This window comes from Halorussus caseinilyticus, assembly GCF_029338395.1.
Taxonomy (GTDB): domain Archaea; phylum Halobacteriota; class Halobacteria; order Halobacteriales; family Haladaptataceae; genus Halorussus; species Halorussus caseinilyticus.
The window spans coordinates 1,910,418-1,935,486 of sequence record NZ_CP119809.1; the positions used below are offsets into that span (position 1 = coordinate 1,910,418).

Below are 25,069 nucleotides of genomic sequence, written 5' to 3' on the forward strand. Positions count from 1 at the left end.
AATAATGGCTCGCACACGTCGTCAGCATGTCTCAAAGAGGTCGTACCGGCACTTCCACCGGATTCAGCCGTCAGTCCAGCGTCGGCTGGACCTTCTCGACGGCGGCGTCGAAGTGTCGGCGCTCGATTGTTATCTCGTCGGCGTTCTCGTCGGCCTGTTCGACGCCCCACGCGTCTGCGGCCTCCCGAATCGCCCGCATCGAGGCGTCACGGACCACGGCCTCCAAGTCCGCGCCGGTGTACCCCACCAGTTCCGCGGCGAGTTCGTCCAAGTCCACGTCGTCGGCGAGCGGCTTGTCGTCGGCGTGGACCGCCAGAATCGCCCGGCGGCCTCCCTCGCCGGGCGCGGGCACCTCGATGTGTTCCTCCAGTCGGCCGGGCCGCAGGAGCGCGCGGTCCAGCGCGTCCCGGCGGTTGGTCGCGGCCAACACGACGAGGTTGGGGTTCTCCGCGAGTCCGTCCATCTCGGTCAGCAGTTGGGAGACCACGCGCTCGCTGACCTCCGCGCCGCCGCCCGCGCCCGTCCCGCGCTCGCCCGCAACGGCGTCTATCTCGTCGAAGAACACGATTGCGGGACTGGCCTGTCGCGCCCGGTCGAAGATTTCGCGGACCGCCTTCTCGGACTCGCCGACGTACCGGTCCAGCAGTTCCGGGCCGTCCACGTGGATGAAGTTCACGTCGCTTTCGCCCGCCAGCGCCCGCGCGAGCAGGGTCTTGCCGGTCCCCGGCGGACCGTACAGCAGGATGCCCGTCGGCGGTTCGGTGTTGGTCTCCGCGAAGAGGTTTCGGTACGCCAGCGGCCACTCGACGGCCTCGGTCAGGGTCTGTTTGGCTTCCTCCAAGTCGCCGACAGCGCCGAAGTCGATTTCGGGCGACTCGGCGACGAACTCCCGCATCGCCGAGGGGTCCACCGACGCCATCGCCGTCTCGAAGTCCGCGCGGGTGACTTCGACCTCCATCAGCGCCTCGTCGTCTGCTCCGGCGTCGCGCGCCCGCCGGAGCGCCGCCATCGCCGCCTCCGTCGAGAGGGCGTGGAGGTCCGCGCCGACGAACCCGTGGGTCGAGGCCGCGAGTCGGTCCAAGTCTACGTCGTCGGATAGGGGCATCCCGCGGGTGTGAACGTCCAGAACCTCGCGGCGTCCGGACTCGCCGGGCACCCCGATTTCGATTTCGCGGTCGAACCGGCCGCCCCGTCGGAGGGCCGGGTCGATGGCGTCCACGCGATTGGTCGCGCCGATGACGACGACTTCCCCGCGGGATTCGAGACCGTCCATCAGGCTGAGCAGTTGGGCGACCACGCGGTTCTCCACGTCGGACTCCTCGTCGCGTTCGCCCGCGATGGCGTCTATCTCGTCAAAGAACACGATTGTCGGGGCGTTCTCGCGCGCGGTCTCGAACACCTCCCGCAGGCGCTCTTCGCTCTCGCCTTTGTACTTCGACATGATTTCGGGTCCGGACACCGTGACGAAGTGGGCGTCAACCTCGTTAGCGACGGCCTTGGCTATCATCGTCTTACCCGTGCCCGGCGGCCCGTACAGCAGGACGCCCTTCGGCGGGTCGATGCCGAGGCGCCGGAACAGCGCGGGGTTCGAGAGCGGCAGTTCGACCATCTCGCGGACCCGGCGCAGTTCCTCTTCGAGCCCGCCGATGTCCTCGTAGGTCGCGCCGGTCGGCTTGGGCGGCGTCTCGTCGCCGCCCTCGGTCCCTTCGCCGCCGATGGGGATGGAGACGCCCGACCCAGTTGCCCCGGTCGAACTGGCTCCGGTCCCGCCGGACCCGCCCGCCCCGGCGTCTTCGGCGACCGAAACCCGCGTGTCGTCGGTCACGCGGACCACGCCGTCGGGGTCGGTCGCGCCGACGTGGAACGTCCCGGCGTCCCCGAGGCGTTCGATGCGGACGCGCTCGCCCTCCTTGACCGGCCGGTCCCGGAGCGTGCGCTTCAGGGCCGCTTCGAGGGTGTCGCGGTCGTCGGGGTCGAATCTGGCGGTCGGCGCGAGCGTCACCGACTCGGCGTCGGCGACCGAAATCTGGCGGACCGTCACCGCGTCACCGATGCTGACCCCAGCGTTGGCCCGCGTCTCGCCGTCGATTTGGACGGTTCCGCCCGTCACGTCGCTTCCGGCGGGCCACACCTTGACCACGGTGTCGCGTTCGCCCTCCACGACCACGGTGTCGCCGCTCAGGACGCCCAGCGCGGACCGGGCCGACTCGGGGATGCGAGCGATTCCCCGGCCCGCGTCACGCTTCTCCGCGCCCTGTACGGTCAACTCGACCGCGGCCGAACCCTTCGCATTCATGTCAGTCTCTCGTTTCTCGTCCGTATTGAGGGTTCCCCTGTCGGGGCAAACGATTTACTTTCGTCGCGTGTATCCACGAACATGGTCGTCAAAACCCAGCGCGACGAGATGACGTGGTACAAGTGCGAGGGGTGCGGGATGATGTTCGACGACGAGGAAGACGCCGAGCAACACGAGCAGAACTGCGACCACGAAGACCCCTCCTACATCCAGTAGTCGGTTTCTCGGTTGAGGGTGTTCACGAGTCGGAACGGGATTGGTCGAGTGGCGTGGGTTTCGGTGTCGCCGCGGGAGTTCCGGTGGTCGGCAGGGTTGTCGGAGACCGAACGTGGACCGCGAGGGAGTAGCTAGCTATCGCCGACTCCGAGGAGTCTACCGCACACACTGCGACCGCACGGCACCGCGACCGCACGCATCAGCCTCACGCCTCCCCGCCCCCAGCGGTCGCCCGAACGCGACCGCTTCCCTCGCGCGGTGGGCGCGACCACGAGCGCCGCGCCCGCACGCGCCGAGTCGGAAATTCAGTCGAGCGCGCCAGCAGTCGCTCCGTTCCGGAGCGCCCCAGAAGACCCCGCCACGAACGTCGCTATCCCGACCTACGACCCGGCGCGCTCGCGGTGTTCCTCGGCGAGTTCCTTCGCCTCGGCCTTCGTCCCGCAGGTCTCCCACCGAACCTCGTCGCCGGACCCGTAGGCCAGCGCGTCCTTGAGTTCGTCGCGCAGGACGCCCCATCCGACTTCCAGAACCTCGCCGTCGTCGCCGAGTTCGTAGACGCCGTAGCGCTCGGGGGCGCTCCCCACCGTCTGGCGGTTCAGCGTCTGCCAGCGTTTCGGAAGCGGCACGGCGCTCACTCCTCTTCGACCATCTCGTAGAACCGTTCGCCGAGTTGGTCCTCCTCGAAGACGAACACCCGGCCGCGGGCAGTCTCGGGGTCGGCCTCCACCTCGACGGCGTAGCCGTCCACCCGCACCGTGACGCCGGGGAACAGTTCTTCCTCCTCGCCGGGTTCGAGCATCACTCGGCCGACGCCGGTCGATTCGAGGATGTCGTCGTGGGTGTTGCGGTCGTTGACGTACATCATCACGCCCTCGGTTTCGGTCGGGTCGGTCACCAGCACTTGGACGAGTTTGCCGGGTTGGGTCCGGAGCGTGCCCGACTCCTTGCGGGGCACGCCGTTGTAGAACGTCTCCCGGCCGTCGGTGTACTCCACGACGATGCCGTCCTCGGTCAACTCGACGCCGAGGGTATCGGGGGCCACGTCGTTGCGCGCGCTCATACCCGGATTTTCGTCGGGGCCGGGGAAAAGGGGTACGCTTCCGGCGGCGACGACCCGACCCCCGCGGTTCGGTCGGTTCTCCATTTGCCCCAACCACCAGCGTCAATACGCGCCGTGAGAGAATCCCGAGCATGCACGGCCGAGCATCGGCACCCGCGGCGGGGACCGTCCTCAACGCCCTCGCCAGCGGAAAGGGGTCGGCGTTCGCCATCGACGCCGAGACCACCGCCGAAGTCGAACTCGACGACTCGGGGTCGGTCGCGGGCGAAGTCGCCGACGCACCCGACGCCGACACCGCGCTGATAGAGCGATGCGTCGAACTCGCAATCGAGGAGTACGGCGACCCGACCGCAGATGCCGTCTCCGGGGGGCACGTCCGGACCGAGAGCGAGGTGCCGATGGCCGCGGGACTCAAGAGTTCCAGCGCCGCGGCGAACGCCACCGTGCTGGCGGCGCTGTCGGCGCTCGGGGTCGCAGAGGACGTTGCCCGCGAGGACGCCTGCCGACTCGGAGTGCGCGCGGCGCGTGACGCTGGCGTGACTGTCACCGGGGCGTTCGACGACGCCAGCGCGAGCATGCTCGGCGGCGTCACCGTCACCGACAACCGGTCGGACGAACTGCTCGCCCGCGAATCGGTTTCGTGGGACGTGCTGGTGTGGACGCCGCCCGAACAGGCTTTCAGCGCGGACGCCGACGTAGAACGGTGCAAGCACGTCGCGCCGGTCGCGGAAGTGGTCGCGGACCTCGCGCTAGACGGGCGGTACGGCGAGGCGATGACCGTCAACGGCTTCGCGTTCTGCGCGGCGCTCGGTTTCACGGCCGACCCGATGCTGGATGCGCTACCCGACGCGCGGGGGGTCTCGCTGTCGGGGACTGGCCCGAGTTTCGTCGCGGTCGGCGAGCGTGCGGTACTGAAACAGGTACGAGACCGATGGAGACAACGAAGTGGTACAACATGGCTGACGACGACACAGAACGACGGCGCCCGGACCAGATGACACTCGCGGAACTCCGCGAGGAGATAGAGAGCATCGACCACGACATCGTGGAACTCATCGCTCGTCGGACCTACGTGGCCGAGACGGTCGCGCAGGTCAAAGAGCAGAGGGAGATGCCGACGACCGACGAGAGTCAAGAAGAGCGCGTGATGGAACGCGCCGGGGAGAACGCAGAGCAGTTCGACGTGGACGCGAACCTCGTGAAAGCGATTTTCAGGCTTCTCATCGAGTTGAACAAGGTCGAACAGCGTGATAAACGGTAGCGTATAACACCCTTCCAGAAGGTATTTAGACGAGAGCTACCTCCGAGTAGCCGTGAGGTGATGCGTATTAACGACAACGACAATCGACATCCTGATTCAGGGTATCATTATCGGGGTCTCGATTGCGGCCCCAGTCGGCCCGATCGGGGTTCTGTGCATCCAGCGAACGCTTTCTAAGGGCCGACTCTCGGGGTTCGTAAGTGGACTCGGAGCCGCGTCTGCGGACGCCGTGTACGGTTCGATTGCAGGGTTCGGAATCACGGTGCTGTCATCGCTCCTGCTCGACTACCGCACGGGTATTCGAATTGGAGGCGGACTCCTTCTGCTGTATCTCGGCATACGGTCGTTCCGTGCCGAGCCAGCGGAGACAGCAGTGTCCACCTCGAACGTGCAGGGGGTCGCTAGAGACTACGGTTCGACGTTCCTGTTGACGATAACTAACCCGGTGACCATCATCGCCTTCGTCGGCATCTTCACAGGATTGGGGGTTGGCGTGTCAGGGAAATACACCGATGCCGCCGTGTTGGTTGGCGGCGTCTTCCTCGGCTCGGCGTTCTGGTGGCTCGCCCTGAGTGCCGGTGTGAGCCGCTTCCGTTCCCGGTTCACGCGCTCAGTCATGCGTCGAGTGAACCAACTGGCGGGTGCAGTCATCGTCGGGTTCGGATTACTCGCTATCTGGGGCACTCTCTAACCCCACCGCTCCAGATATTTGGAAAGGCGGCGAAATACGTAAAATCTGTAACGTCAGTCTGCGACCCGAACAAGGTCGAGCAACGCGAGAAGCGATAGGAGACCCGCGTCGGGTCCTCGGCCTTCGGGCGTTCCGTCCCCGCGAGTAGCCGGGACCCGACGCTCCCGTCGCGTTCACCGCTGTTCCGGTTGGACCGACCGATGCGGCGGCGAGGACGACTCGGGGGCCGACTCCCGGTAGAACGAGAGCAGTTCTTCGAGCAACACGGCGTCTCTCTCGTGGGGAGCGTAGTGGTGGTCGATGAAGTCCTCGGCGTCTTGGACGTTCCCGCGAAGCGCCTGCTTGCGAACGAAGAGAACCGATTCGAGAAAGGAAACGCTGTCCTCGCCGGAGGGACCGGGAGACTCGCGGACGAGTTGCTCTTCGAGGGCCTCGAAATCGAGCGTCTTGGGTTCGTAGTCGTCCAAGAGTTGCGCGAGGACGTACTCCGAGCAGAAGCGGTGAAACTCCGATTTGCTCTCGACGACGCCCTCGTCCACGAGCGATTCGATTTCCTCGATTACGGGTTCGGGAAATCGGACGGTACTCTTCACCATGTCACTGTATCCTCGGTACCGTCCAATAAACTTTGGCCCCAAACATATCGGTGCTGGTAAATAAATGTATCAGTCACTTACGCAGACGATTTCGGTTCGACACCCCACTACGTCGTCCGATTCGACCGTCGGCTTCCCCTCCGTCGTCTGCCAGTGTTCTGAGGCTGGTACTATCAGCAGTACTTATTCCGCGGCGACCCTGCGAGCAGGGTCGCCGCCTCGCCCGTCAGAACCGTTCGGCGAGTTCGTCCAGCGCCTCGTGGCGTTCGGTGGTGTGTGGCGAGGTCAGCGGCGAGACGCTGATTTTCCCCTCGAAGACCGCCCGGCGGTCGGTGCCTTCGGGGTCGGGCAGACTCTCGCCGTCCATCTGCTCCCACGTGTGGTCGTGGAGCGTCACCACGCCGTCGTCCTCGCTGGCGTCCATATCGTAGACGTGCGACGGCCGGGTGACGGCCATCGGGGTGTGGTCGGCGGAGGGAAGCGGCGCGTTGACGTTGAGATACTCGGCTTCCTCGAAGACGCCCTCGTCGGGTGCGCGTTCCACGAGGTAGCGGACCGCCTCGGCGACTTCGCTGTACTCCTCGACGGTGGTGTCGCGGGGCCACTCGCTCTGGGGGACGTGGAGCGACGCCGCGATTGCGGGCACGCCGAAGAACGCGGCCTCGACCGCGGCGCTGACGGTGCCCGACCGCCCGAGGACGTACGCGCCGATGTTCGCGCCCTCGTTGCACCCCGAGACCACGATGTCGGGGTACGGGCCGAGTTCCGCGAGTCCAGCGACCACGCAGTCGGAGGGCGTCCCCTCGACGGCGTAGCCCAACTCGTGTTCGTGGACCGGGAACTCGTAGGTCATCGCTCGGCCGACCGCGCTCTGGTCGTCGGCGGGCGCGACGGTGGTGACGTTGCCGACCTCCGAGAGGGCGTCGTAGAGCGCGCGGATGCCGGGGCTATCTATCCCGTCGTCGTTCGTCAGGAGGATTTCGCGGGAGTCGGTCATGTAGGAGACGTTACGGTGGGCGGTCAAAAGTCCTACTGCTCCGGAATTCGAGGCGACTCGTGCGCTCCGGACTCGAAGACGGTCGGATGTCAGTTCCGCGCCGGATGGTCCTCCGCAAGCCTCGTTCGTCCTTCCTCCTCGAAGAGGTTCTCGCGCAGGGTGTCGCCCTCGTAGCCCTCGCGGACGAGTCCGCGCTCCCGGAGTTCCGGCACCACCATGTCCACGAAGTCCCGGAGGGTGCCCGGTCGGACGACTTCCTTGAGGTTGAACCCGTCCACGCCCACGTCCTCGAACCAGTACTGCAACTCGTCGGCGACCTGTTCGGGGTCGCCGACGACGACGGGAGAGGTGGACCCCAGTCCCGCGAACGCCGCGACTTCGCCGACGGTCCAGTCGCGGTCGGGGTCGTTCTGCGTGAACGCGTTGACCGCGCCCTGAATCGCGTCGGTCTCGATGTGTTCGACCTTCTGGTCGGGGTCGAGTTCGGAGAAGTCGATGTCAGTGAAACCGGCAAGTAGTGCGAGGGTCGCCTCGTAATCGACGTTCTCGGCGTAGGTCTCGTACTTCTCTCGGGCGACTTCCTCGGTCTCGCCGACGACGGGGACGATACCGGGGAAAAAGCGGAGTTCGTCCGGGTCGCGCCCGCGTTCGGCCGCGCGCTCGCGGAGGTCCTCGATATAGCTCCGAACGCCCTCCTCGGTCGGTTGGCTGACGAACACGGCTTCGGCGTTGTCCGCGGCGAAGTCGCGCCCGCGGTCCGACGACCCGGCCTGATAGAGGACCGGCGTGCGCTGGGGCGAGGGTTCGCAACTGTGGGCGTCGGGGACCGAGAAGTACTCGCCGTCGAAGTCGATGCCCGAGACCTTCTCCGGGTCGGTGTAGACGCCCGCCTCTCGGTCCCGAACCACGGCGTCGTCGTCCCAACTCTCCTCCCAGAGGCGGTGACAGACCGCCATGAACTCGTCGGCGCGGTCGTATCTGGTCCGGCGGTCCATCCGCTCGTCCAGTCCGAGGTTCCGGGCCGCGCTTTCGAGGTAGGAGGTGACGATATTGAACGCGACCCGGCCGTCGGTCACGTGGTCGAGCGTCGAGAGTTCCCGGGCGAGTTGGTAGGGATGGACGTAGGTCGTAGAGCGAGTCACCGCGAAGCCGAGGTGGTCGGTGACGGTCGCCATCGCGGGAACGAGGGTTTGGGGGTCGTTGGCGGGCGTCTGGACCGCGTTCTCGATTGCGGTCCCGCTGTCGCCGCCGTACACGTCGTAGATGCCCCGCACGTCGGCGAAGAACACCGCGTCGAACCCGCCGCGCTCGGCGGTCCGCGCCACGTCGAGCCAGTACTCTACGTCGGTGTAGCGGTCCGACTGGTCGCCGGGGGTCCGCCAGTTGCCCGTCGTGACGTGTTCGACCGAGTTCATCGTGAAGAGATTGAGGTGAACGTAGTCGCTACCCATGAACGTGAGTCCGGGCGGACGACCGAAGTAGGGCCGGATGGCGGCGAGGGCTTCCGGCGTCTACGTCGCCGTCGCTGGCGAGTTTACAAACGATAAATGAAAGAACGTGGCGACCTTGGCCGGAGGTTCCAGCCGGAGGTCGCCTTCGGACCTTACCGAGTTTTTTACGAGCCTATACGTTGGTGAGTGCTACGGCGACTTCGAGACACACTGCCGGATTCCCCGCAGGAACCACCGCGGGGTGTGCTGGCCACGACGCGACAGTTCCCCGCTGTCGTAGCCATTCGCGTCGTCAACGTCGCCTGCAATTATACAGTAGAACGTACCACCTATTAGTTCTATCCCTATATATTTAGGGATTTTTTAAGTGAGACGCCGGGCGATGCCCGCGAACGGTTTCGATTGGCCACCGCGAGACGTTCGTGGAACGTCCCAAGAGCGACAGCGAGGCACCCGAGTCGGCGAGAGCGTCCCCGTTTGCGGTCGGTGAGCGTCCGCGAGTCCTCGCGGACGCTCAGCAGGAGCAGTAGTACTCTCGGGTGCCGAACTCGGTGGCGAGCAGTTGGTACGCCGGGCCGGGGTCCGAGGGTCGGTAGACGCCGGTCGTGAGCGTCTCGCTGGTCTCGAACTCGCCCGAGAACAGCGAGAGCCACGTTTCGCGGTCGAACACGTCCGCGAAGCCGTCGGTGGAGAGCGCCTTGAGGTAGTCGGCGAGGTAGACCCACTGCGCGTCCCGAATCTCGCCGGACTCGTAGGTCTCGCCCACGGCGTCGGCGTAGGCCGCCAGCGGGAGGTTCGCGCCCGCCTGCACGGGAAGGGAAATCCACTTCCACGGCCGGGTGTTCACGTCGAGCAGGACGTACTCCTCGCGGTCGGCGTCGTAGACGAACTCGGCCTCGCTGATGCCGTAGTAACCGGTCTCGTCGAGGACGGCCAGCGCGTTCTCCTCGACCTGCGGGGCGTCCGCTCGCCGGACCACGCAGGAGGTGCCGTAGCCAAGCGGGTACCGGACGCGGGCGTTGCCGACGAAGGTGACGGCCTCGCCGGACTCGGGGACGTAAGAGGCAAGCGAGCAGTCCGCGCCCCGTTCGACCGGCACCTTCTCTTGGGCCATCACGCGGATGCCCTCCGCGGCGGCGTTGGCCACAACGTCCTCGAACTCCGCTTCGTCGGCGACTTCGATGACGTTGGTACCGACCGCCTCGGCGAACTTGCGCTTCAGCGCGGGTTTGACCACCAGCGGGAAGTCGAGGCGGTCTGCGGCCTCGGCCATAGGGACGCTCTCGCGGTCCCCTCGCTCCGGTCCGGGTTTGCCGCCGGTCTCCTCGGGGTCGGTCTCCGCGATGCGGTAGGTCTCGGGGTAGGGCACGTCCAACCGCTCGGCGATAGCGTAGAGGGACTCTTTGTCCAGCACGCGGTCTACGGTCGCGCGGTCGGCGAACGGCAGGACGACGCCCTCGGGTTCGGTCCGGGAGAAGGCGTGGACCCACTCGTCCATGCACCCGAACGCGACGGGTTCGTGGTCGAGTTCGGCCGCCAGCGCCTCCACGTCGTCGCAAAAGCCCGCTTCGTCGTCCAGCGGGTAGGTCACGCGCCCGGCGAAGTCCACGGCGTCGGAGTAGGGCGCGACCCCCTTCCCGTTGCGGTCGATGGCGATGACGGGCACGTCGCGGGCCTTCAGCGCGCGCGCCACGCTCAGGCCGGTGACGTGGGCGTTGCAGACGATAGCCGGTGGGCGGTCGAAGTCGGCGTCCGCGAGCGATTCGCGGAGACCCTCGAACGAGCGGAACTCGGTCATGGTCGTGCTTCTCGCCTCGCCCGCTAAAAGCCCGCAGAGTCGGCAAAGGAGACCGGGGACTACGACGCGGGAGGACGCGGAGTTTTGCGGATACTTCTCTCCGGTTTCCGTAGTTCTCTCCGGGGTTTTCGGTGCCGACGACCCGTCGCTCCGGCGCGCTATCGGAGATTTAGGACTTCGGAGCGCGCTATCGGGAATCTACGACCCCGGCGCGCGCTGGCGCGACCGCGTGAGCGTGTCGCGCCATCGTCGCGCGAGGGATGAGCATCGCAACGAGCGAAGGCCCGGAAGACGCGGTTTGTCTTCCGGCGCGAGTGAGAAGCGCAGGAGGTTGGGGAGGACGAGGTGCGGCGGCGGTGCGGTTGCGGTTTGATAGGTTCAAGCCTGAAGTCCGTGCCTCGAACTTTTCGAGTAGTTCCGACTCTCGAACGAGTCTTGCAGGGAGAAGCTAGCTTCAGGCTCGAACCGATGAAGACCGCACTGCACAGCACCGCCACCGCACAGCACCGCCACCGCGCCCCGGACCTCTCCGCACCGCGAGCGCCGTCGGCGCTCGCGGTGCGCGTCCCGTCGGTTGACGGGCCGAGCGCACCCGGTGGACTATCGCGCCGAGCGCACGCCCCCAAGCAACACAGAAGCATCTTTACAAAATATACACCAATCTCTAACAAACAAAAATTTGTTCGAGGAAACGAAAAATCTATATCGGAATACCGTCCACCACCGTCTCCTCGTCCACCACGAGGTTGTAGGCGTCCTCGTCGTCGTTCCGGAGGACCAGCACTCCCTCGAACGAGAGCAGGTCGCCGTAGTCCGCGGTCCGCAGGTCGCCGTTCAGCGAAGTCTCTTTCGTCAGGACCGCGAAGTGGTCGTCGGACTCGCTCCCGTCGCCGATTTTGAAGAGGGGATTGCGGTCGCCCTCCGCGAGCGAGTGGCTGAGTTTCACCGCCACGAGGTTGATGCGATTGCTGACGTGGCGGTCCATCTCGGCCATCTTCGCCGTGCGCTCGGCGTCGCCCGTGAAGTCGGCCTTGCGCTTCCCGTCGGGTCGCAGAATCGAGTAGGAGAACTGCACGTCCGCGTTGACGAACTCGCCGGACGCGCCCGCGGCGTCGTCGAGTTTTCGCTGGAACGCGGGCACGTCGAGGTCGGGTCGCACGTCGAACGACCACCCGCGGTCGGTCGGGCGCTCGCCCGGCCAGAGTCGGAGCGTGGGCGCGAACACCGTCGCCGCGCGCTTGTCGTCCGCGATGGCGCGCTCGACCCGTCGGAGTCCGATGCTGGTCTCGCGGTCGGCGGGTTCGATTGCGAGAAGCGCGCCGTCCTCCGCGAGGAAGTCGAGGTAGCGCTCGACCACCGCCTCGGGGTCGTCCAGTTCGTTCAGGACGTTGGCGAACAGAATCAGGTCGTACTCACCTCCGGTCCCCGAGTCCGACCCCGCCCGTTCGCTCCGGGGGTCGAACGCCTCTGCGGTCTCCCGGTGGAGTTCGACGTGAAAGTTCCGGCCCGCGTCGGCCGCAACCTGCTCGAACACGTCGGCGGCGGCGCTGGGTTCCAGCGCGTCGTACTCCACGAGGGCGTCGTCGGGCAGGTAGTCGGCGACGCCGAGCGCCGGACCGCCGACGCCAGCGCCCACGTCGAGAATCCGGAGACGGCGGTCCACCAGTCCCGACTCGGCGAGTTGGTGGAGGACGTACTGGACCACCGCGTAGTTGTCCGGCAGGTGGTAGACGGCGTATCCGAGCGCGGCCGTCTCGTCGTACTCGACGGGGTTGTTCCGGAAGTAGTCCTCCTTGAGTCGCCGAATCACGTTCCGGAGTCGGTTGCCCGACTCACCCTCGTGCCAGTCGGGACCGAACCGCCCGACCAGCAGGTCTTCGAGTCGCCGACCGTACTCCGCGGGGAACGCCTCGACGCCGTGGAACGCGGGGCTAATCCGGCCTTCCTCGACCGGTTCGAAAGTTCGGTCCTCGCGCTCCGCGAGTCCGAGCGACGGGGCTTCCTCCCGGAGAATCTGGCGGACGACGCCGGGATGGGGTTGGCCCTCGACGTACTCGGAAATCTCGTCGGGGTCGATGGGCCGGACCTCCCGGAGGTACTTGGCGTTCTCCCGAATCTTCTCGCGCCGGTCGTCGGTCATCGTTCTTTCCCCTCGTCAGTTCCGTCTCGGTCGCGGGCGCTCGCGTCCCGGTACAGTCGCTCGAACTCGTCCGCCTCGGCGTCGGCGAGTCGCGCCGCGGCGTCGGCGACTCGCTCGGCCCCGTCGAACGTCGCCTGAATCTCGGCGTACACCTCCGGCGAGTTGCCCGTGACCTGCTCGGCCACCGCCGACAGGTCCTCGAACACCGGGGTCGTCAGGCCCTCGGGCACGTCCTCGGCCGCGTGCGCGAACGCGAGGACGGCCGCGTGACTCGCGGCCTGCACCGTCTCCATCGCCTCGTCGTGTTCGGCGGGCGTCGTCTCCACGAGTCGGTTGCCCGCCGACCCGAGGGCGTCCAGCACCCGGTCGGTGACGGGACCCGACTCGTCGGTCACGACGGCCACGTTCCCCGGCGCGTTCGCCGCGGCGAACAGCGGGTGGAGGCTCACGCGCTCGCGGTCGGGCGCGACCGCCGCCATCGCGTCCACGGGACCGGCCATCTGTCCGGTCACGTCGAGAAGCGCGCGCTCGGTTTTCCCCGCGTGGCGCTCGATAACTTCGTCCGCGGCCGCGATGGGGACCGCGACGCACACCGCGTCGAACTGCTCGTCGGTCGAGAGCGATACCCACCGCTCGCCGACCGCTTCGGCGACAGATTCGGCGACTTCCGGGTCGGCGTCGGCGAACGCCACGTCCGCGTCTCCGAGTTCGGTCGCGACGACCTCGCCGAACCACCGGCCCATCTCGCCCGAACCGACGACGAGTAGCTTCATCACGTGGTGGTTGCTGTCGTGGTCTCAAAAGGGGTTCGCTCCGAATCAGCGTCACGACGCGGTGTCGGGAAGTGGTGACGGATACCCAGAAAGCCCCCGCCCGCTCGCGGTCGCTCAGCGACATATCTTCGACTCACCTTCGGTTCGTCTCAGATAGGGGTCGCTGAGGCGACTGAACTGCACGCGAGCGGGCGGCCCCTTTCATCCACCCACACGGTGGATGGTGCCACCGAGCGCGTCCTGTTGGTTGGTGGGCCGAGCGCACGCCCGGAAGGTTCTCCGGCGCGTCGTCGGCCTACCGGTTCCACGGCGCGTCGTCCGGGTCCACGATTCGCTCGCGCTCTTCGATGGAGTCGATTTTCTCCACGTCCTCGTCGTCCAACTCCACGCCGAGGCTGAGCCAGTTCTCCCGGAGGTGGTCCTCGCTTGTCGCCTTCGGGATGGCCGTCACCTCCTTCTCGCGCAACCACGCGAGGCTGACCTGCTGTGGCGTGGCGTCGTGCTTCTCGGCGACTTCCTGAAGTTCATCGACATCTTCCACGTCCCCGCGGGCGATGGGCGAGTAGGCCACCAGTTCCACGTCAACGTCGTCCTGCGCGCAGAACTGCCGGAGTTCGGTCTGGGGGAGCAGGGGATGCATCTCGACCTGATTGGCGAAGATGGGTTCCTCGGCGACTTCGACCGCCTCTTCGAGCAGTTCGACCGTGAAGTTGCTCACGCCGATTTCGCCGACGAGTCCCTCCTCGCGGAGTTCCGCGAACGCTTCGAGTGTGTCTCTGGCCTCGTACTCGCCCATCGGCCAGTGGACGTACAGCAGGTCCACGAAGTCAACGCCGAGTCGCTCGAAGCTATCGGCGGCGCTGGTCAGCACGTGGTCGTAGTCGAGGTTGTCGGGACTCACTTTCGTCGCCAGAAAGATGTCCTCGCGGTCCGCCCCGTACTCGTCGATGGCGTCCCCGACCGCGCTCTCGTTGTCGTAGCCCTCCGCAGTATCGACGTGTCGGTACCCCATTCGGAGGGCGGTCCGGACGCTCTCGAAGCACTCGTCGTAGTCGTCCATCTGGTACGTACCGAGACCGAGCATCGGCATCCCGTTGGTCGTCGGCGGCGAGAGCGCGGCCACTTCCTCGCCTACTTCCTCTTCGACTTCTTCGTCCGCTTCGGCCTCTTCTTCGGTCACTCCTTCGTCTGCGGTCTCCCGTTCGGTTTCGGCACCCTCCCGTTCGGTCTCGCGTTCTTCCTCGCCCGCGACGCTCCCCATCGAACTCGGCTGGTCGGAGTCGGAACTCTCACCCGGCGTCGCTCGTTCGCGGACCTCGCTCGCGGCCTCGCCGAGGTGGTCTTGCCCGTCTCCAGCGCTCGCCGCGCCGCCGCGCTGTCTGCCGAACAGGAAGCCCATCACGAATGCGGCCGCGAAGGGGAGCGTCTTCCGGAGCAGTCCCCCGCCTTCGCGCTGGTCTCGCTCCCGGCGCTCGTCGGTTTCCGTCTCTCGTCGGAGCATGGCCTCTCGGTTCGAGAGACGCGTACTTTGTGGTTGTGGCAGTTTGGGCCAGTCGTCCCCGGCGCGGCGGGCTGGTCGCCCGCCGCGCCGCAACGACTATATAGAGATTAGTTGGGTTTCTAACTATGGATGGGGGAGACTCACGACAGACGCCGCTCGACCAGAAACTCCAGTGGATGCTCGACGCGCCGTTCTTCATCGACGCCGCGCAGTTGGATTCGTTCTACGACGCCGTGGTCCAACCGAAAGCCGAGCGAAAGGAGTCGCTGAAACTGGAGATAACCGAGCAGAAGACCAGCGAACTCAGTTCCAATTTGGACGTGGACGTGAGTCCTTTGAGCGTGTTCGGAAGCCTTACCAAGGTACTCAGCCCCGTCGAAGCGACTGTCGGCGGCGAAGCGAAGAAAAAGCGGTCGAAGAGCGAGAACAACACCCGGACCATCGAACTCACGCCCATCGACACACCCCAACGACAGTTGATTCAGTTGGTGTCCCAGTATCTGGTGAACAACTCCGACCGCATCTTCTTCGTGGACGACGTTGCCGAAGACCGTGGCTGGTTCAAGGACGAACAGATAGAGGCGGTCCCGCGAGAGTTGGTCTTCCTCGACCTGCCGTCGAAGTACGAAGCGGAGTCGTACAACGTTCCCGAGACGAAACTCATCCCCATGGCCGTCGAGTTCGAGGACGGCCGTATCGAGACCCTCTACGACAAACTTGGCGCGACGAGGCGAGACGACTCGTGGAAGCCGTACGTCGAGAACTTCACGCCCGAAGAGTCGATTCGGGCGATAGAGGAAGCGACCGAGGGGAAAGGGAAAATCGAGTGGATAAACTTCCGGCTCCCCCTCGACGACGAGCGGACGGCCCGAGTCCACTTCGAACCGAGAGGCGAGTACAACAACGGGACCTTCGCCTACAACCTCGTCAAGCTCGGCTACAAACACGGCCTGCGACTCGTCGGCACGGTCTACTCCGAACCCGACGTGCGAGTGCTGGCGGGCTACCGGAAGTAGCGTAGCCGTCGGCCGACTACTCCGCTTCCAACCGAATCGGGTAGTCGGTCAGGTTCCGGTAGCCGTCTTCGGTCACGACCACGAGGTCCTCGATGCGGACGCCGCCGACTTCGGGGTCGTAGAGACCCGGCTCGATGGTGACGACGTGGCCCGGTCGCAGTTCCCCGCCGTCGGGACTGACCCGAGGGAGTTCGTGAACGTCGAGACCGATGCCGTGGCCCGTGCTGTGGATGAATCCGGTCTCGGCCGAGGGGTCGCTACGGAGTGTGTCGTAGCCTTTCGCCTCGTACACGTCGCAGACCGCGGCGTGAACTTCCTCGCCGGTCGCGCCGGGTTCGATGGCGTCCAGCGCCGCCTCGAACGCCTCGTAGGTGTCGTCGTACCGGCGTCGAACCTCGTCGGTGGGTTCGCCGACGACGAACGTCCGTGTCATGTCGCCGTGGTACTTGGTGGTCTTGTTCCGCGGGAAGATGTCGATGATGATGGTCTCGTTCGCTTCGAGAGGGCCACTGCCGCGGTTGTGAGGCCCGGCGGCGTCGGCACCGCAGGCGACGATGGTCTCGTCCAATCCGGCCCCGTGGCGCAGGAGCGTCACCTCGATTTCCTCCTTGAGTCGCTCGCTGGTCAGCACTTCGCCGTCGTGGTACAGCACGCCGTCCTCGACGGTGGCGTCGGCCAGCATCTCCTCGGCGGCCCGCATCGCGGCCTCGTTCGCTCGCTGGGCCTCGTGGACGTGTTCGACTTCCTCGTCGGTCTTGGTCGCGCGAATCCGCGTCACCACGTCCTCGTCCAGCACTTCGACCGAGACGCCCTGCTCGCGGAGTCCGTCGGCGGTGCCGAGGGGGAACCGCTCGGGCGCCGCGACGGACTCGACGCCGTGGTCCGCGAGGAACGCCGCGCAGACGCGGTGCTTGCCCTCGGTCCGGCCGTGTTCGGCGACCTTCTGCTGGAAGTCGTAGTCCGAGAGGCGGGCCACCTCGTCGGCGCGACTCTCCTCGGTCGCGCGGCCGTACTCAAGTCCCGAGACGAGCAGGTAGGTCCCCTCGGGCGTGTAGAGCGTGACGAAGGGGTCGGGCGCGTCGAATCCCGAGAGGTACAACTGGTCGGAATCGTCCGAGCCAGCGTCGAGGAGGTAGCCGTCCACGTCGGCGGCGGCGAGCGCGTCGGAGAGCGGTGATAGGTCCGGGTCCATACTCACCGAAAGCCACGCGAACAGGAAAACGATACGGGTTCCGGAACGTGAGCGACGGGGACGCGCTCAGTGTCACAGACTACCGGGACGCGCTCGGCCGACCAACCGACAGGGTTGGATAAAGGGACCGCCCGCTCGCGCACCGCTTGGTCGTCTCAGCGACCCCTATCCGGAGCGAACGGAGTGAGCGACGGATACGTCGCTGAGCGACCGCGAGCGGGCGGGGGCTTTCGAGGAAGTCACCGCGGTTCTGGTTCCTGCGGTTGCGGAAACGAGACGTAGCGAGCGACCGGGAGCGTTCTACGTGTTCGTCGCCGGTCCTAAGCATCCTATTTCGTTCCAAAGACTCATTTTACAATTTTCTAAAATAACTACTTATTTCTAAAACAATCAAAATTATGTCTCTCTCCCTTCGTTCCGTCGCTCACTCGCGTTCCGCCGACTTCCCGTCGCGCCGGACCGTCCCGTCGGGACCGACGACGTAGGTGGCGTACTGCGTGAAGTAGTCGGCGTGGAGCGTCGTCCCGTTTCGGCCGGTGTTCGCCCACGCCGAACACCACGCGACGACGCGAAAGCCCTCGCCGTACTGCTCGACGGCATCGACGCCGCACTCCTGATGGACCGTGGTCGAGTCGTCGCGGTAGAGGCGGTTGTACACCCATCGGCGCTCGAAGGTCCGGACGAACTCCCGGACGCTCGCCGCGGTCAGCACCGCCGGGCGCTCCGGCCGGGACTTCGGTCCCGCGGGGAACTCGACCGACCCCTGCGGAAGCGAGGGACCCGCGCTCGCGGGATACGTGGTGGGGTCGTCGGTCGTCGTCTCGGCAGACGCCGGGGATTCGGGGGTCGTCGGCGTCCCGCGCGATTCGGTCGTCGCCTCCGTCTCGGTCACGTCCGACTCCCCGAGCGTTCCGGACGCGCATCCGGCGAGCGACCCCGCGAGGGCGACTGTGCCGAGGCGGAGGACGCGGCGTCTCGACGGTGACACGTACGGCGACTCTCGGCGGCGCGGTAAATACTTTCTCCGAGGGAAGCCGCTCCGCAACAGCACCGCAACTGCACGACCTACGAGGCGGAAGGCTCAGAAAGCCCCCGCCCGCTCGCGGTCGCTCAGCGACATATCTTCGACTCACCTTCGGTTCGTCTCAGATAGGGGTCGCTGAGGCGACTGAACTGCACGCGAGCGGGCGGCCCCTTTCATCCACCCAGACTGTGGGCTGGTCGGCCGAGCGCGTCCCGAACACCGAAGCTATTCGGTCCCGGCGTTCGAGGGCGCAGGCATGCCCGCCGACGAATCCCCGACGCGAGCGTACGAACCCTCGACCGGCCTCCGAGTCGCGCTCGGGGTCCTCGCGCTCGTCGTGGTCCTCTACAGCGTCGTCGTCGCAACCCGGCCGCTCTTGGGCGTCGCCATCGTCGTCTGGCTGTTCGGAGCGTACCTCCTCTGGCGGTTCTTCCGCCTCGCGGCGCGGTTCGTCCGCGCAGTCGAGCGCATCGCCGACGCGATGGAGGCCCGCGAGTCGTGACCGAGTGACTTGCTCTCGCTGGCGGTCGGCCGGAAACCCGCCACAATCCAGATTACCGCTCGCGTCGAACCCTCGCGCATGAGGTACCTCGTCGCCGTCGATGGCTCCGAACCCAGCATGGACGCGCTCCGCTACGCGGTCGAACAGGCCGCCGCGACCGGCGCGACGGTCGTCGCAATCAGCGTCGTCGTGCCCGAACAGTTCTTCACCGGCGGCGACGACCCGCCGACCAGCTACGCCGAGGCCGCCGACGAACTCGTCGCCGAGGACGTAGCGGACGCCGAGGAGGACGCCCAGCGAGCGCTCGACGAGGCCGCCGAAGTCGGCGACCGGACCGGGGTCGAAGTCGAGACCGGCATGCTCTACGGCGAACCGGTCGAGGCCATCACCGAGTACGCCGACGACGAGTCGTTCGACGCCATCTTCGTCGGCCACCGCGGTCTCTCCGAGGAGTACGAGGGACTGGTCGGAAGCACCGCCAAGGACATCGTGGGCCGGGCGACGGTTCCCGTGACCGTCGTCCGGTGACGCGGAGAACTCGCTCCCTCCGGTATTCTGAAACCCCCTCGGGCCGTCGGGTCGGACATGGACGTAGAAATCGAACCATCGACGCTCTCGGGGTCGGCGCGCGCGCCTTCCTCGAAGAGCTACACCCACCGAGCGATTCTCGCCGCTGGCTACTCCGGCGGTGCGCTCGTCTACGACCCGCTGGTGAGTGCCGACACGAAAGCGACGATGCGAGCGGTGGACGCCTTCGGCGGCGACGTGACCCGCGAGTCCGACCACCTCGACGTGGACGGGTTCGACGGCCGACCCGAGGTGCCCGGCGACGTTCTCGACTGCGCCAACAGCGGAACGACCATGCGACTCGTGACCGCGACGGCGGCGCTGGCCGACGGCGCGACGGTTCTCACGGGCGATAGCTCGCTTCGCTCACGGCCCCACGGCCCGCTCCTCCGGGCCATCGACGAGTTGGGCGGACGCGCAGAGAGTACTCGGAAGAACGGACAGGCCCCGCTGGTCGTGGAGGGACCGCTCTCGGGCGGTACCGTCTCGATGCCCGGTGACGTGTCCTCGCAGTTCGTCACGGCCCTGTTGATGGCCGGGGCCGTCACCGACGAGGGCATCGAAGTCGAACTCGAAACCGAACTCAAGTCCGCGCCCTACGTGGACATCACGCTCGAACTGCTGGACGAGTTCGGCGTCGAGGCCGGGAAGCGCGGCGTCGGCGCGGACGGCGAGGGCGGCGGTACCTACCACGTCGAGGGCGGCCAGTTCTACGAACCCGAAGACGGCGAGTACCACGTCCCCGGCGACTTCTCGTCAATCTCGTACCTGCTCGGCGCGGGCGCAGTCGCCGCCGACGAGGACGACGAGGTTCGGGTGCGCGGCGCGTATCCGAGCGCGCAGGGCGACTCGAAAATCGTCGGCGTCCTCGGTCGGATGGGCGCGGACGTGGACTGGAACCGCGACGACGGCGTGATAACCGTCGAACAGTCGTCGCTCTCTGGCGTCGAGGTGGACGTGGGCGACACGCCCGACCTCCTGCCGACCATCGCGGCGCTCGGAGCGGTCGCAGACGGCGAGACCCGCATCGTCAACTGCGAACACGTCCGGTACAAGGAGACCGACCGCGTGAGCGCGATGGCCGAGGAGTTGGAGAAGCTCGGCGCGACGACCGAAGAGCGTGAAGACACCCTCACCGTCGTCGGCGACGAGAGCGACCTGACGGGCGGCACCGCCGACGGCCGGGGCGACCACCGCATCGTGATGGCGCTCTCGATGGCGGCGCTGGCGGCCGACGGCCCGACGACCATCGCGGGCGGCGAACACGTGGACGTGTCGTTCCCCGACTTCTTCGAGGTGCTGTACGACCTCGGCGCGACCGTGAATCGGTAGGAACGCGTTCTGAATCTGCCTTTCCGCGGCGGGTGCGCTCGGCCGACCACCCGCCAGCGAACGCTCGGCCGACCAGCCCACAGTCTGGGTGGATGAAAGGGGCCGCCCGCTCGCGTGCAGTTCAGTCGCCTCAGCGACCCCTATCTGAGACGAACCGAAGGTGAGTCGAAGATATGTCGCTGAGCGACCGCGAGCGGGCGGGGGCTTTCTGGGCGTTCATCACGGCAGTTCCTGCGGTCGTTGTGACGATGTGAAACGAGCGAGTGGGGCTTTCGAGGAAATCGCCGCTTTCCGGTTCCTGCGGAGTGGTACGGTGCGGTCTTCGTCGGGTCAAATCCGAGGTCCATCCGACTCACCCCACCGATTCACCCCCGACTCTTCCCCGACACCCTCGCGCGCCGAGGACCAACTTGCACCTTTTGCAAACCATAAATAGCCCGCCCGCACAACCACACGCCAATGAACGGAAACAGCTTCGGACGACTCTTCCAAGTCACGACGTTCGGTGAGAGTCACGGCGAGGCGATGGGCGTCACCATCTCGGGGTGCCCGGCGGGTCTCGAACTCGACGAGGACGACGTACAGACCGACTTGGACCGGCGGAAACCCGGCCAGTCGATGATTACCACGAGTCGCGGCGAACCCGACCACGTGTCGATTAAGTCCGGCCTACAGGACGGCTACACCACCGGTACCCCCATCGGGATGGTCATCGACAACAAGGACGCCCGGTCGGAGAAGTACGAACCGTTCATCACCGCGCCGCGGCCCTCCCACGGCGACTTCACCTACTCGGCGAAGTTCGGCACGCGCAACTGGGGCGGCGGCGGACGCTCGTCGGCACGTGAGACGGTCAACTGGGTCGCGGCGGGTGCCGTCGCCAAGAAACTCCTCGCGCGCGAAGGTATCGAACTGAAGGCCCACGTCAACCAAATCGGCGACATCGAGGCTCCCGAGGTGAGTTTCGAGGAAATCAAAGAACACAGCGAGCAGAACGAGGTCCGATGTGCCCACCCCGAGACGGCCGAGGAGATGCGCGAGCGAATCGCCGAGTATCAGGAGGAAGGCGACTCCATCGGCGGGTCCATCTACTTCGAGGCCCGCGGCGTCCCGCGGGGACTCGGTGCGCCGCGGTTCGACTCCGTGCAGGCCCGACTCGGACAGGCGATGCTGTCGGTTCCGGCCGCCACCGCCTTCGAGTTCGGTCTCGGCCGCGAGGCCCGCGAGTACACCGGTATGGAGCGAAACGACGAGTGGGAGTTCGAAGACCCCCAGAATCCCGGCGAGAGCGACCCCGTACCGGTCGAGAACGACCACGGCGGTCTACAGGGCGGCATCACCACGGGCGAACCCATCTACGGCGAGGTGACGCTCCACGCGCCCACCTCGATTCCGAAGTCCCAGACCACCGTGGACTGGGAGACCGGCGAAGAGAAAGAAGAGCAGGTAATCGGCCGCCACGACCCGGTGCTTCCGCCGCGTGGCGTCCCGGTCGTCGAGTCGATGCTGGCGCTGACGCTCGTGGACTTCATGCTGTTGGGCGGGCGCATCAACCCCGACCGCGTGGACGACCGCCCCGGCGAGTACGACACCGACTACCACCCGAGCAGTCCGCACAACGAGTAGAAGGAGACCGAACGCCCAGAAGGAGACCGAACGTCGGAAGTCGGACTATCCGGAACTGTTGTCCGTTCCGCCGCCGCTCTGGACTTCCACGTCGCCGACCATCGTGTTCGGGTGGACCAGACAGATGTACTGAGCCATCTCCGAAGTCGCGGTGAACCGAACGCCCTGTACGGCCCCCTGTTCGGCGATTATTTCGGTCTCGGAGACCAGCGATTCGGTGGACTGCTGACCGCCGGTCTGGTTTCCCGTCGCGTTTCCGCCGCCACCGGTACCGACCCCGGTGACGTTTCCGTTCGAGATGTCGAGCGAGACGCTCTCGTTGCCCCCCGTGCCGTTGATTTGCTCGAACACGTCCGACTGGACGGTGAGGGGTTCGAGGACTTGGAGGTTCTCGCCCTGCGAGTCCTGAATGGCGAAGTTGTGGCCCACGCCGTCGCCGTTCTGCCACATCAGGGTGTAGGTCGTCCCCCTCTGAAGCGTCAGCGTCGGATTTCCTCCATCGGTCGCTTCTTGCCCGCCGGGGAGACGATACCCCTGCCACGCCCGCGTGTACCCGCCGAGCAGGATTATCTCCTCGTTCTGGCCCTGTGCGAGAACCGTCGCGTTCAGACCGGCCAATGCACCTGTCGCTGCCGCCGCTTTCAGAAAGCGGCGACGGGATGACTGTTGTGTCATGAAACCCCCGACGGAGAGTCATCCGCGAGCGGATTAAATGGGGGCAATCGTTCGTCGCTTTCGCTCGCCGGGAGGAACGTAATGGGAGGTTACGAATCGTCGTGAACCGTTACGTCGGGCGAGTGCCCACTCCGGGGCGGATTCCGGCCGCCGATTTCGGTCTCGACTTCTTTCACTCTCGCCGTAAATTTATTATTATACGAAACGAAATAAGTAACGGGGTCGGGAAACGTGTCTAAAAGCAATATGGGAAACGATACGAGCGAAAGTTCGGGACTGGCGGAGTCGTCGGACCGTCCCGGCGTCTACCGTGCGTCGTACGACCCGGACGGTCCGGCAACAGTCAGCGACACCGTTATCGAGGCGATAGCGGAAGTCGCGGACGTAGACCCGACGCAGACCGTCATCCCGCTTTCCGACAAAATCGACCCGGACGCACTCGACGCATTGTTCACCGACCACGAGGGCGACTCGCAGGTCACGTTCCGTGTCTGCGGCCTCGAAGTCCTCGTGCAGAGCGACGGTCGGGTCCGAATCGTAGACGAGTCGGTTTCAGACGCCGAGTGAAGGGGGGAGTGGTGTGCAAGACACGAAGTTAGTACGAACCAGCGTGGACGCGGACCCGCACAAACTCGTCTTGCGGCGGACCCGCGGCAAAATCTCGACGCTCGACCTCCTGTTCGATTCGTTCTCGGAGAACGAACCCACCGACGCGCTCGCCGTCACCCACGAGGGACCGGAGGAGTTCCTCGGGACGTGGCGCGACCGCATCGACCGACGCCCCCGGAACGTCGGCGTCGTCAGCGTCGGCGAACAGATGCGGTCGGCGGCGGCGACGACGCCCTCCGACCGGAACGTCGTCCGCGGGGTCGCCGACCCGATGGACGCCGACGCGATACGCGACGCCACGACGGGATACCTCGACGCGTGGCCCGCCGACGGCCAGACGGTCGGCTACTTCGACTCGGTAACGCCGCTCCTCGACTGCTGGGACATCGCCACCACGACGGCGTTCGTCCGGGACTTGCTCCGCGCCCTCGACGCTCGTGACGCGGTGGGCTACTTCTGCCTGACGCCCGCGGCCCACGACCGGGCGACGGTCCGGGAGGTCGCGTCGCTGTTCGACACGGTGGTCGAGTGTGTCGAGAGCGGCGTCGAGGCGACGGTCGAACCCTGCGTCGGCGACTGCTTCGACGCCATCGCGGACCCCCGACGCCGGTACGTCCTCGCCGGTGTTCCCGACTCCGAGTCGGTCGCCGTCGCCGACCTCGCGGCCACCGTCGCCGGTCGGAGTTCCCTCGACCGCAAGCAGGTCGAGTCCTCGCTGAGACACGTTCACCTGCCGAAACTGGCCGACTTCGGCATGGTCGCCTACGACCGCGAACGCGGGCGCGTCGAGCGAGGGGACCACTTCGAGCGAGTCGAACCCTACCTGCGGAAGGCGATGGAAGTAGACGAGTCGCTGATGTAGGTCGGCAGACGATGCCGGGTCGCGGAACGTCTCGTCCTCTCCGGCAATCGCCGGAACCGTGGCGACTCGCCAGTCCCGTCTCCGCTCGCTTCGTTCGCTCCGGAGGACCGTCCGACCCTAGGACAGAAATATGATTCTTCCAGCAAGGATTATATTTGCTATAGCCATGCATATATTTTCTTAACGCTCGAACTTCGCCGTTCGAGCCTCTCCGACCGGTTTTTACCGCGCGGTCCCCACGGTACCGACGATGGACGCGAACCAGCAGACTCGCGCGAACCCGTTCGGGATGGACGCCGACTGCGAGAACTGTCCGGAACTCTGCGCGACCCGCCAGCAGGTCGTCCACGGGTACGGTGACGTGGGCGCGGACTTCCTCTTCGTCGGCGAGGCCCCCGGCGAGGGGGCCGACCGGACCGGGGTGCCGTTCACCGGCGACGAACGCGGCGAGGCCCTCCAGCACGTCCTCGGCCTGCTCGGACTCAACAACTCCCTGCCGAGCGACGAGCAACCGGAACTCGAAAACGCCTTCCTGACCTACCTCGCGCGGTGTCGCAGTCCCGAGCGTCCGCCGACCGACGACGAGATTCTGACCTGCGAACCCTACCTCAACGCCGAGATTCGGATGATAAACCCCGAAATCCTCGTCCCGGTCGGCGAGCGCGCGCTGGCCGAGATTGCGACCGAGTACACCACCACGCCCGCCGCGGAGTTCGACGTGGCCGACGACCACGCGACGACCATCCGGGGTCGGGGCTTCGAAATCGTCCCGATGGCCGACCCGCTGGACGCCTCCGAGGACCAGCGCGAAGCGTTCGTGGACCACTTCGAGTCGCTGATGGACCGCGACTACCGCCAGACGAAGGGTCGGCGCGGTCGGTGAA

At 66.3% G+C, this 25,069-nt stretch carries 25 protein-coding genes; 12 read left to right on the forward strand and 13 right to left on the reverse strand.

What is annotated here, in order from left to right; translation table 11 throughout:
• Positions 1-70 precede the first annotated feature (70 nt).
• Complete coding sequence (locus P2T60_RS09570) at positions 71-2,296, reverse strand: AAA family ATPase (RefSeq protein ID WP_276279020.1); 2,226 nt, start codon at positions 2,294-2,296, stop codon at positions 71-73.
• 81 nt (positions 2,297-2,377) lie between these two features.
• Here P2T60_RS09570 and P2T60_RS09575 point away from each other — a divergent pair, with 81 nt between their 5' ends.
• Positions 2,378-2,512, forward strand: a complete 135-nt coding sequence (locus tag P2T60_RS09575) for a DUF7128 family protein (protein ID WP_276279021.1) — start codon at positions 2,378-2,380, stop codon at positions 2,510-2,512.
• Between the two features lie 380 nt (positions 2,513-2,892).
• On the opposite strand, the gene P2T60_RS09580 is transcribed toward P2T60_RS09575, so the two are convergent.
• Both P2T60_RS09580 and P2T60_RS09585 read right to left on the reverse strand, forming a co-directional pair.
• Positions 2,893-3,138: a DUF7508 domain-containing protein gene (locus P2T60_RS09580; protein ID WP_276279022.1), complete on the reverse strand. Its 246-nt coding sequence runs from the start codon at positions 3,136-3,138 to the stop codon at positions 2,893-2,895.
• 5 nt (positions 3,139-3,143) lie between these two features.
• Entirely contained in the window at positions 3,144-3,572 is a 429-nt protein-coding gene (locus tag P2T60_RS09585; RefSeq protein ID WP_276279023.1) for a DUF5796 family protein, read from the reverse strand.
• A 131-nt stretch (positions 3,573-3,703) separates the two neighbouring features.
• Between P2T60_RS09585 and P2T60_RS09590 the strand changes: the two genes are divergently transcribed.
• From P2T60_RS09590 to P2T60_RS09600, 3 genes are all read left to right on the forward strand, one after another.
• Positions 3,704-4,570: a shikimate kinase gene (locus P2T60_RS09590; protein WP_276279024.1), complete on the forward strand. Its 867-nt coding sequence runs from the start codon at positions 3,704-3,706 to the stop codon at positions 4,568-4,570.
• Complete coding sequence (locus P2T60_RS09595; RefSeq protein WP_382209285.1) at positions 4,528-4,833, forward strand: chorismate mutase; 306 nt, start codon at positions 4,528-4,530, stop codon at positions 4,831-4,833. Before P2T60_RS09590 ends, P2T60_RS09595 begins: the two co-directional genes overlap by 43 nt.
• A 121-nt stretch (positions 4,834-4,954) precedes the next feature.
• Positions 4,955-5,524, forward strand: coding sequence for a LysE family translocator (locus P2T60_RS09600; RefSeq protein ID WP_420028712.1), 570 nt, complete (start codon positions 4,955-4,957; stop codon positions 5,522-5,524).
• A gap of 173 nt (positions 5,525-5,697) precedes the next feature.
• Here the strand turns inward: P2T60_RS09600 and P2T60_RS09605 are convergent, their stop codons facing one another.
• From P2T60_RS09605 to P2T60_RS09635, 7 genes are all read right to left on the reverse strand, one after another.
• Positions 5,698-6,120 (reverse strand): transcriptional regulator, encoded by a 423-nt coding sequence (locus tag P2T60_RS09605; protein ID WP_276279026.1) that lies wholly within the window; start codon positions 6,118-6,120, stop codon positions 5,698-5,700.
• A 226-nt stretch (positions 6,121-6,346) separates the two neighbouring features.
• On the reverse strand, positions 6,347-7,117 hold the full coding sequence (surE, locus tag P2T60_RS09610; protein ID WP_276279027.1) for a 5'/3'-nucleotidase SurE: 771 nt from the start codon (positions 7,115-7,117) through the stop codon (positions 6,347-6,349).
• Positions 7,118-7,206: 89 nt separating this feature from the next.
• On the reverse strand, positions 7,207-8,568 hold the full coding sequence (locus P2T60_RS09615; RefSeq protein ID WP_276279028.1) for an LLM class flavin-dependent oxidoreductase: 1,362 nt from the start codon (positions 8,566-8,568) through the stop codon (positions 7,207-7,209).
• A 514-nt stretch (positions 8,569-9,082) separates the two neighbouring features.
• Positions 9,083-10,366, reverse strand: coding sequence for a carboxylate--amine ligase (locus tag P2T60_RS09620; protein WP_276279029.1), 1,284 nt, complete (start codon positions 10,364-10,366; stop codon positions 9,083-9,085).
• A 700-nt stretch (positions 10,367-11,066) separates the two neighbouring features.
• Positions 11,067-12,506, reverse strand: coding sequence for a small ribosomal subunit Rsm22 family protein (locus P2T60_RS09625; RefSeq protein WP_276279030.1), 1,440 nt, complete (start codon positions 12,504-12,506; stop codon positions 11,067-11,069).
• Positions 12,503-13,279: a prephenate dehydrogenase/arogenate dehydrogenase family protein gene (locus P2T60_RS09630; protein ID WP_276279031.1), complete on the reverse strand. Its 777-nt coding sequence runs from the start codon at positions 13,277-13,279 to the stop codon at positions 12,503-12,505. Before P2T60_RS09630 ends, P2T60_RS09625 begins: the two co-directional genes overlap by 4 nt.
• A gap of 295 nt (positions 13,280-13,574) precedes the next feature.
• Complete coding sequence (locus P2T60_RS09635) at positions 13,575-14,369, reverse strand: aldo/keto reductase (RefSeq protein ID WP_276282194.1); 795 nt, start codon at positions 14,367-14,369, stop codon at positions 13,575-13,577.
• Between the two features lie 536 nt (positions 14,370-14,905).
• On the opposite strand from P2T60_RS09635, the gene P2T60_RS09640 reads away from it, so the two are divergent.
• On the forward strand, positions 14,906-15,796 hold the full coding sequence (locus P2T60_RS09640; protein WP_276279032.1) for a hypothetical protein: 891 nt from the start codon (positions 14,906-14,908) through the stop codon (positions 15,794-15,796).
• 16 nt (positions 15,797-15,812) lie between these two features.
• Here P2T60_RS09640 and P2T60_RS09645 read toward each other — a convergent pair whose 3' ends face one another.
• On the reverse strand, positions 15,813-16,988 hold the full coding sequence (locus P2T60_RS09645) for a M24 family metallopeptidase (RefSeq protein WP_276279033.1): 1,176 nt from the start codon (positions 16,986-16,988) through the stop codon (positions 15,813-15,815).
• A gap of 424 nt (positions 16,989-17,412) precedes the next feature.
• Complete coding sequence (locus tag P2T60_RS09650; protein WP_276279034.1) at positions 17,413-17,976, reverse strand: hypothetical protein; 564 nt, start codon at positions 17,974-17,976, stop codon at positions 17,413-17,415.
• Positions 17,977-18,268: 292 nt separating this feature from the next.
• On the opposite strand from P2T60_RS09650, the gene P2T60_RS09655 reads away from it, so the two are divergent.
• The 4 genes from P2T60_RS09655 to aroC all read left to right on the forward strand — a co-directional run bounded on the left by P2T60_RS09655 (position 18,269) and on the right by aroC (position 22,039).
• A complete protein-coding gene (locus P2T60_RS09655; protein WP_276279035.1) occupies positions 18,269-18,514 on the forward strand; it encodes a DUF8066 domain-containing protein in 246 nt (81 codons plus the stop codon).
• Between the two features lie 78 nt (positions 18,515-18,592).
• The gene (locus P2T60_RS09660) at positions 18,593-19,042 is read left to right on the forward strand and encodes a universal stress protein (RefSeq protein ID WP_276279036.1); all 450 of its coding nucleotides are present in this window, start codon (positions 18,593-18,595) and stop codon (positions 19,040-19,042) included.
• A 57-nt stretch (positions 19,043-19,099) separates the two neighbouring features.
• Positions 19,100-20,413 carry a 3-phosphoshikimate 1-carboxyvinyltransferase gene (aroA, locus tag P2T60_RS09665; RefSeq protein ID WP_276279037.1) on the forward strand — a complete coding sequence of 438 codons (1,314 nt, stop codon included), beginning with the start codon at positions 19,100-19,102 and terminating at the stop codon, positions 20,411-20,413.
• A gap of 459 nt (positions 20,414-20,872) precedes the next feature.
• Positions 20,873-22,039, forward strand: coding sequence for a chorismate synthase (gene aroC / locus P2T60_RS09670; protein WP_276279038.1), 1,167 nt, complete (start codon positions 20,873-20,875; stop codon positions 22,037-22,039).
• Between the two features lie 45 nt (positions 22,040-22,084).
• Here aroC and P2T60_RS09675 read toward each other — a convergent pair whose 3' ends face one another.
• A complete protein-coding gene (locus tag P2T60_RS09675; RefSeq protein ID WP_276279039.1) occupies positions 22,085-22,714 on the reverse strand; it encodes a twin-arginine translocation signal domain-containing protein in 630 nt (209 codons plus the stop codon).
• A 246-nt stretch (positions 22,715-22,960) separates the two neighbouring features.
• On the opposite strand from P2T60_RS09675, the gene P2T60_RS09680 reads away from it, so the two are divergent.
• The 3 genes from P2T60_RS09680 to P2T60_RS09690 all read left to right on the forward strand — a co-directional run bounded on the left by P2T60_RS09680 (position 22,961) and on the right by P2T60_RS09690 (position 25,068).
• Complete coding sequence (locus P2T60_RS09680; RefSeq protein WP_276279040.1) at positions 22,961-23,281, forward strand: HalOD1 output domain-containing protein; 321 nt, start codon at positions 22,961-22,963, stop codon at positions 23,279-23,281.
• Between the two features lie 13 nt (positions 23,282-23,294).
• On the forward strand, positions 23,295-24,185 hold the full coding sequence (locus P2T60_RS09685; protein ID WP_276279041.1) for a DUF7504 family protein: 891 nt from the start codon (positions 23,295-23,297) through the stop codon (positions 24,183-24,185).
• A gap of 250 nt (positions 24,186-24,435) precedes the next feature.
• Positions 24,436-25,068, forward strand: coding sequence for a uracil-DNA glycosylase (locus P2T60_RS09690; RefSeq protein WP_276279042.1), 633 nt, complete (start codon positions 24,436-24,438; stop codon positions 25,066-25,068).
• Position 25,069: the final 1 nt, after the last annotated feature.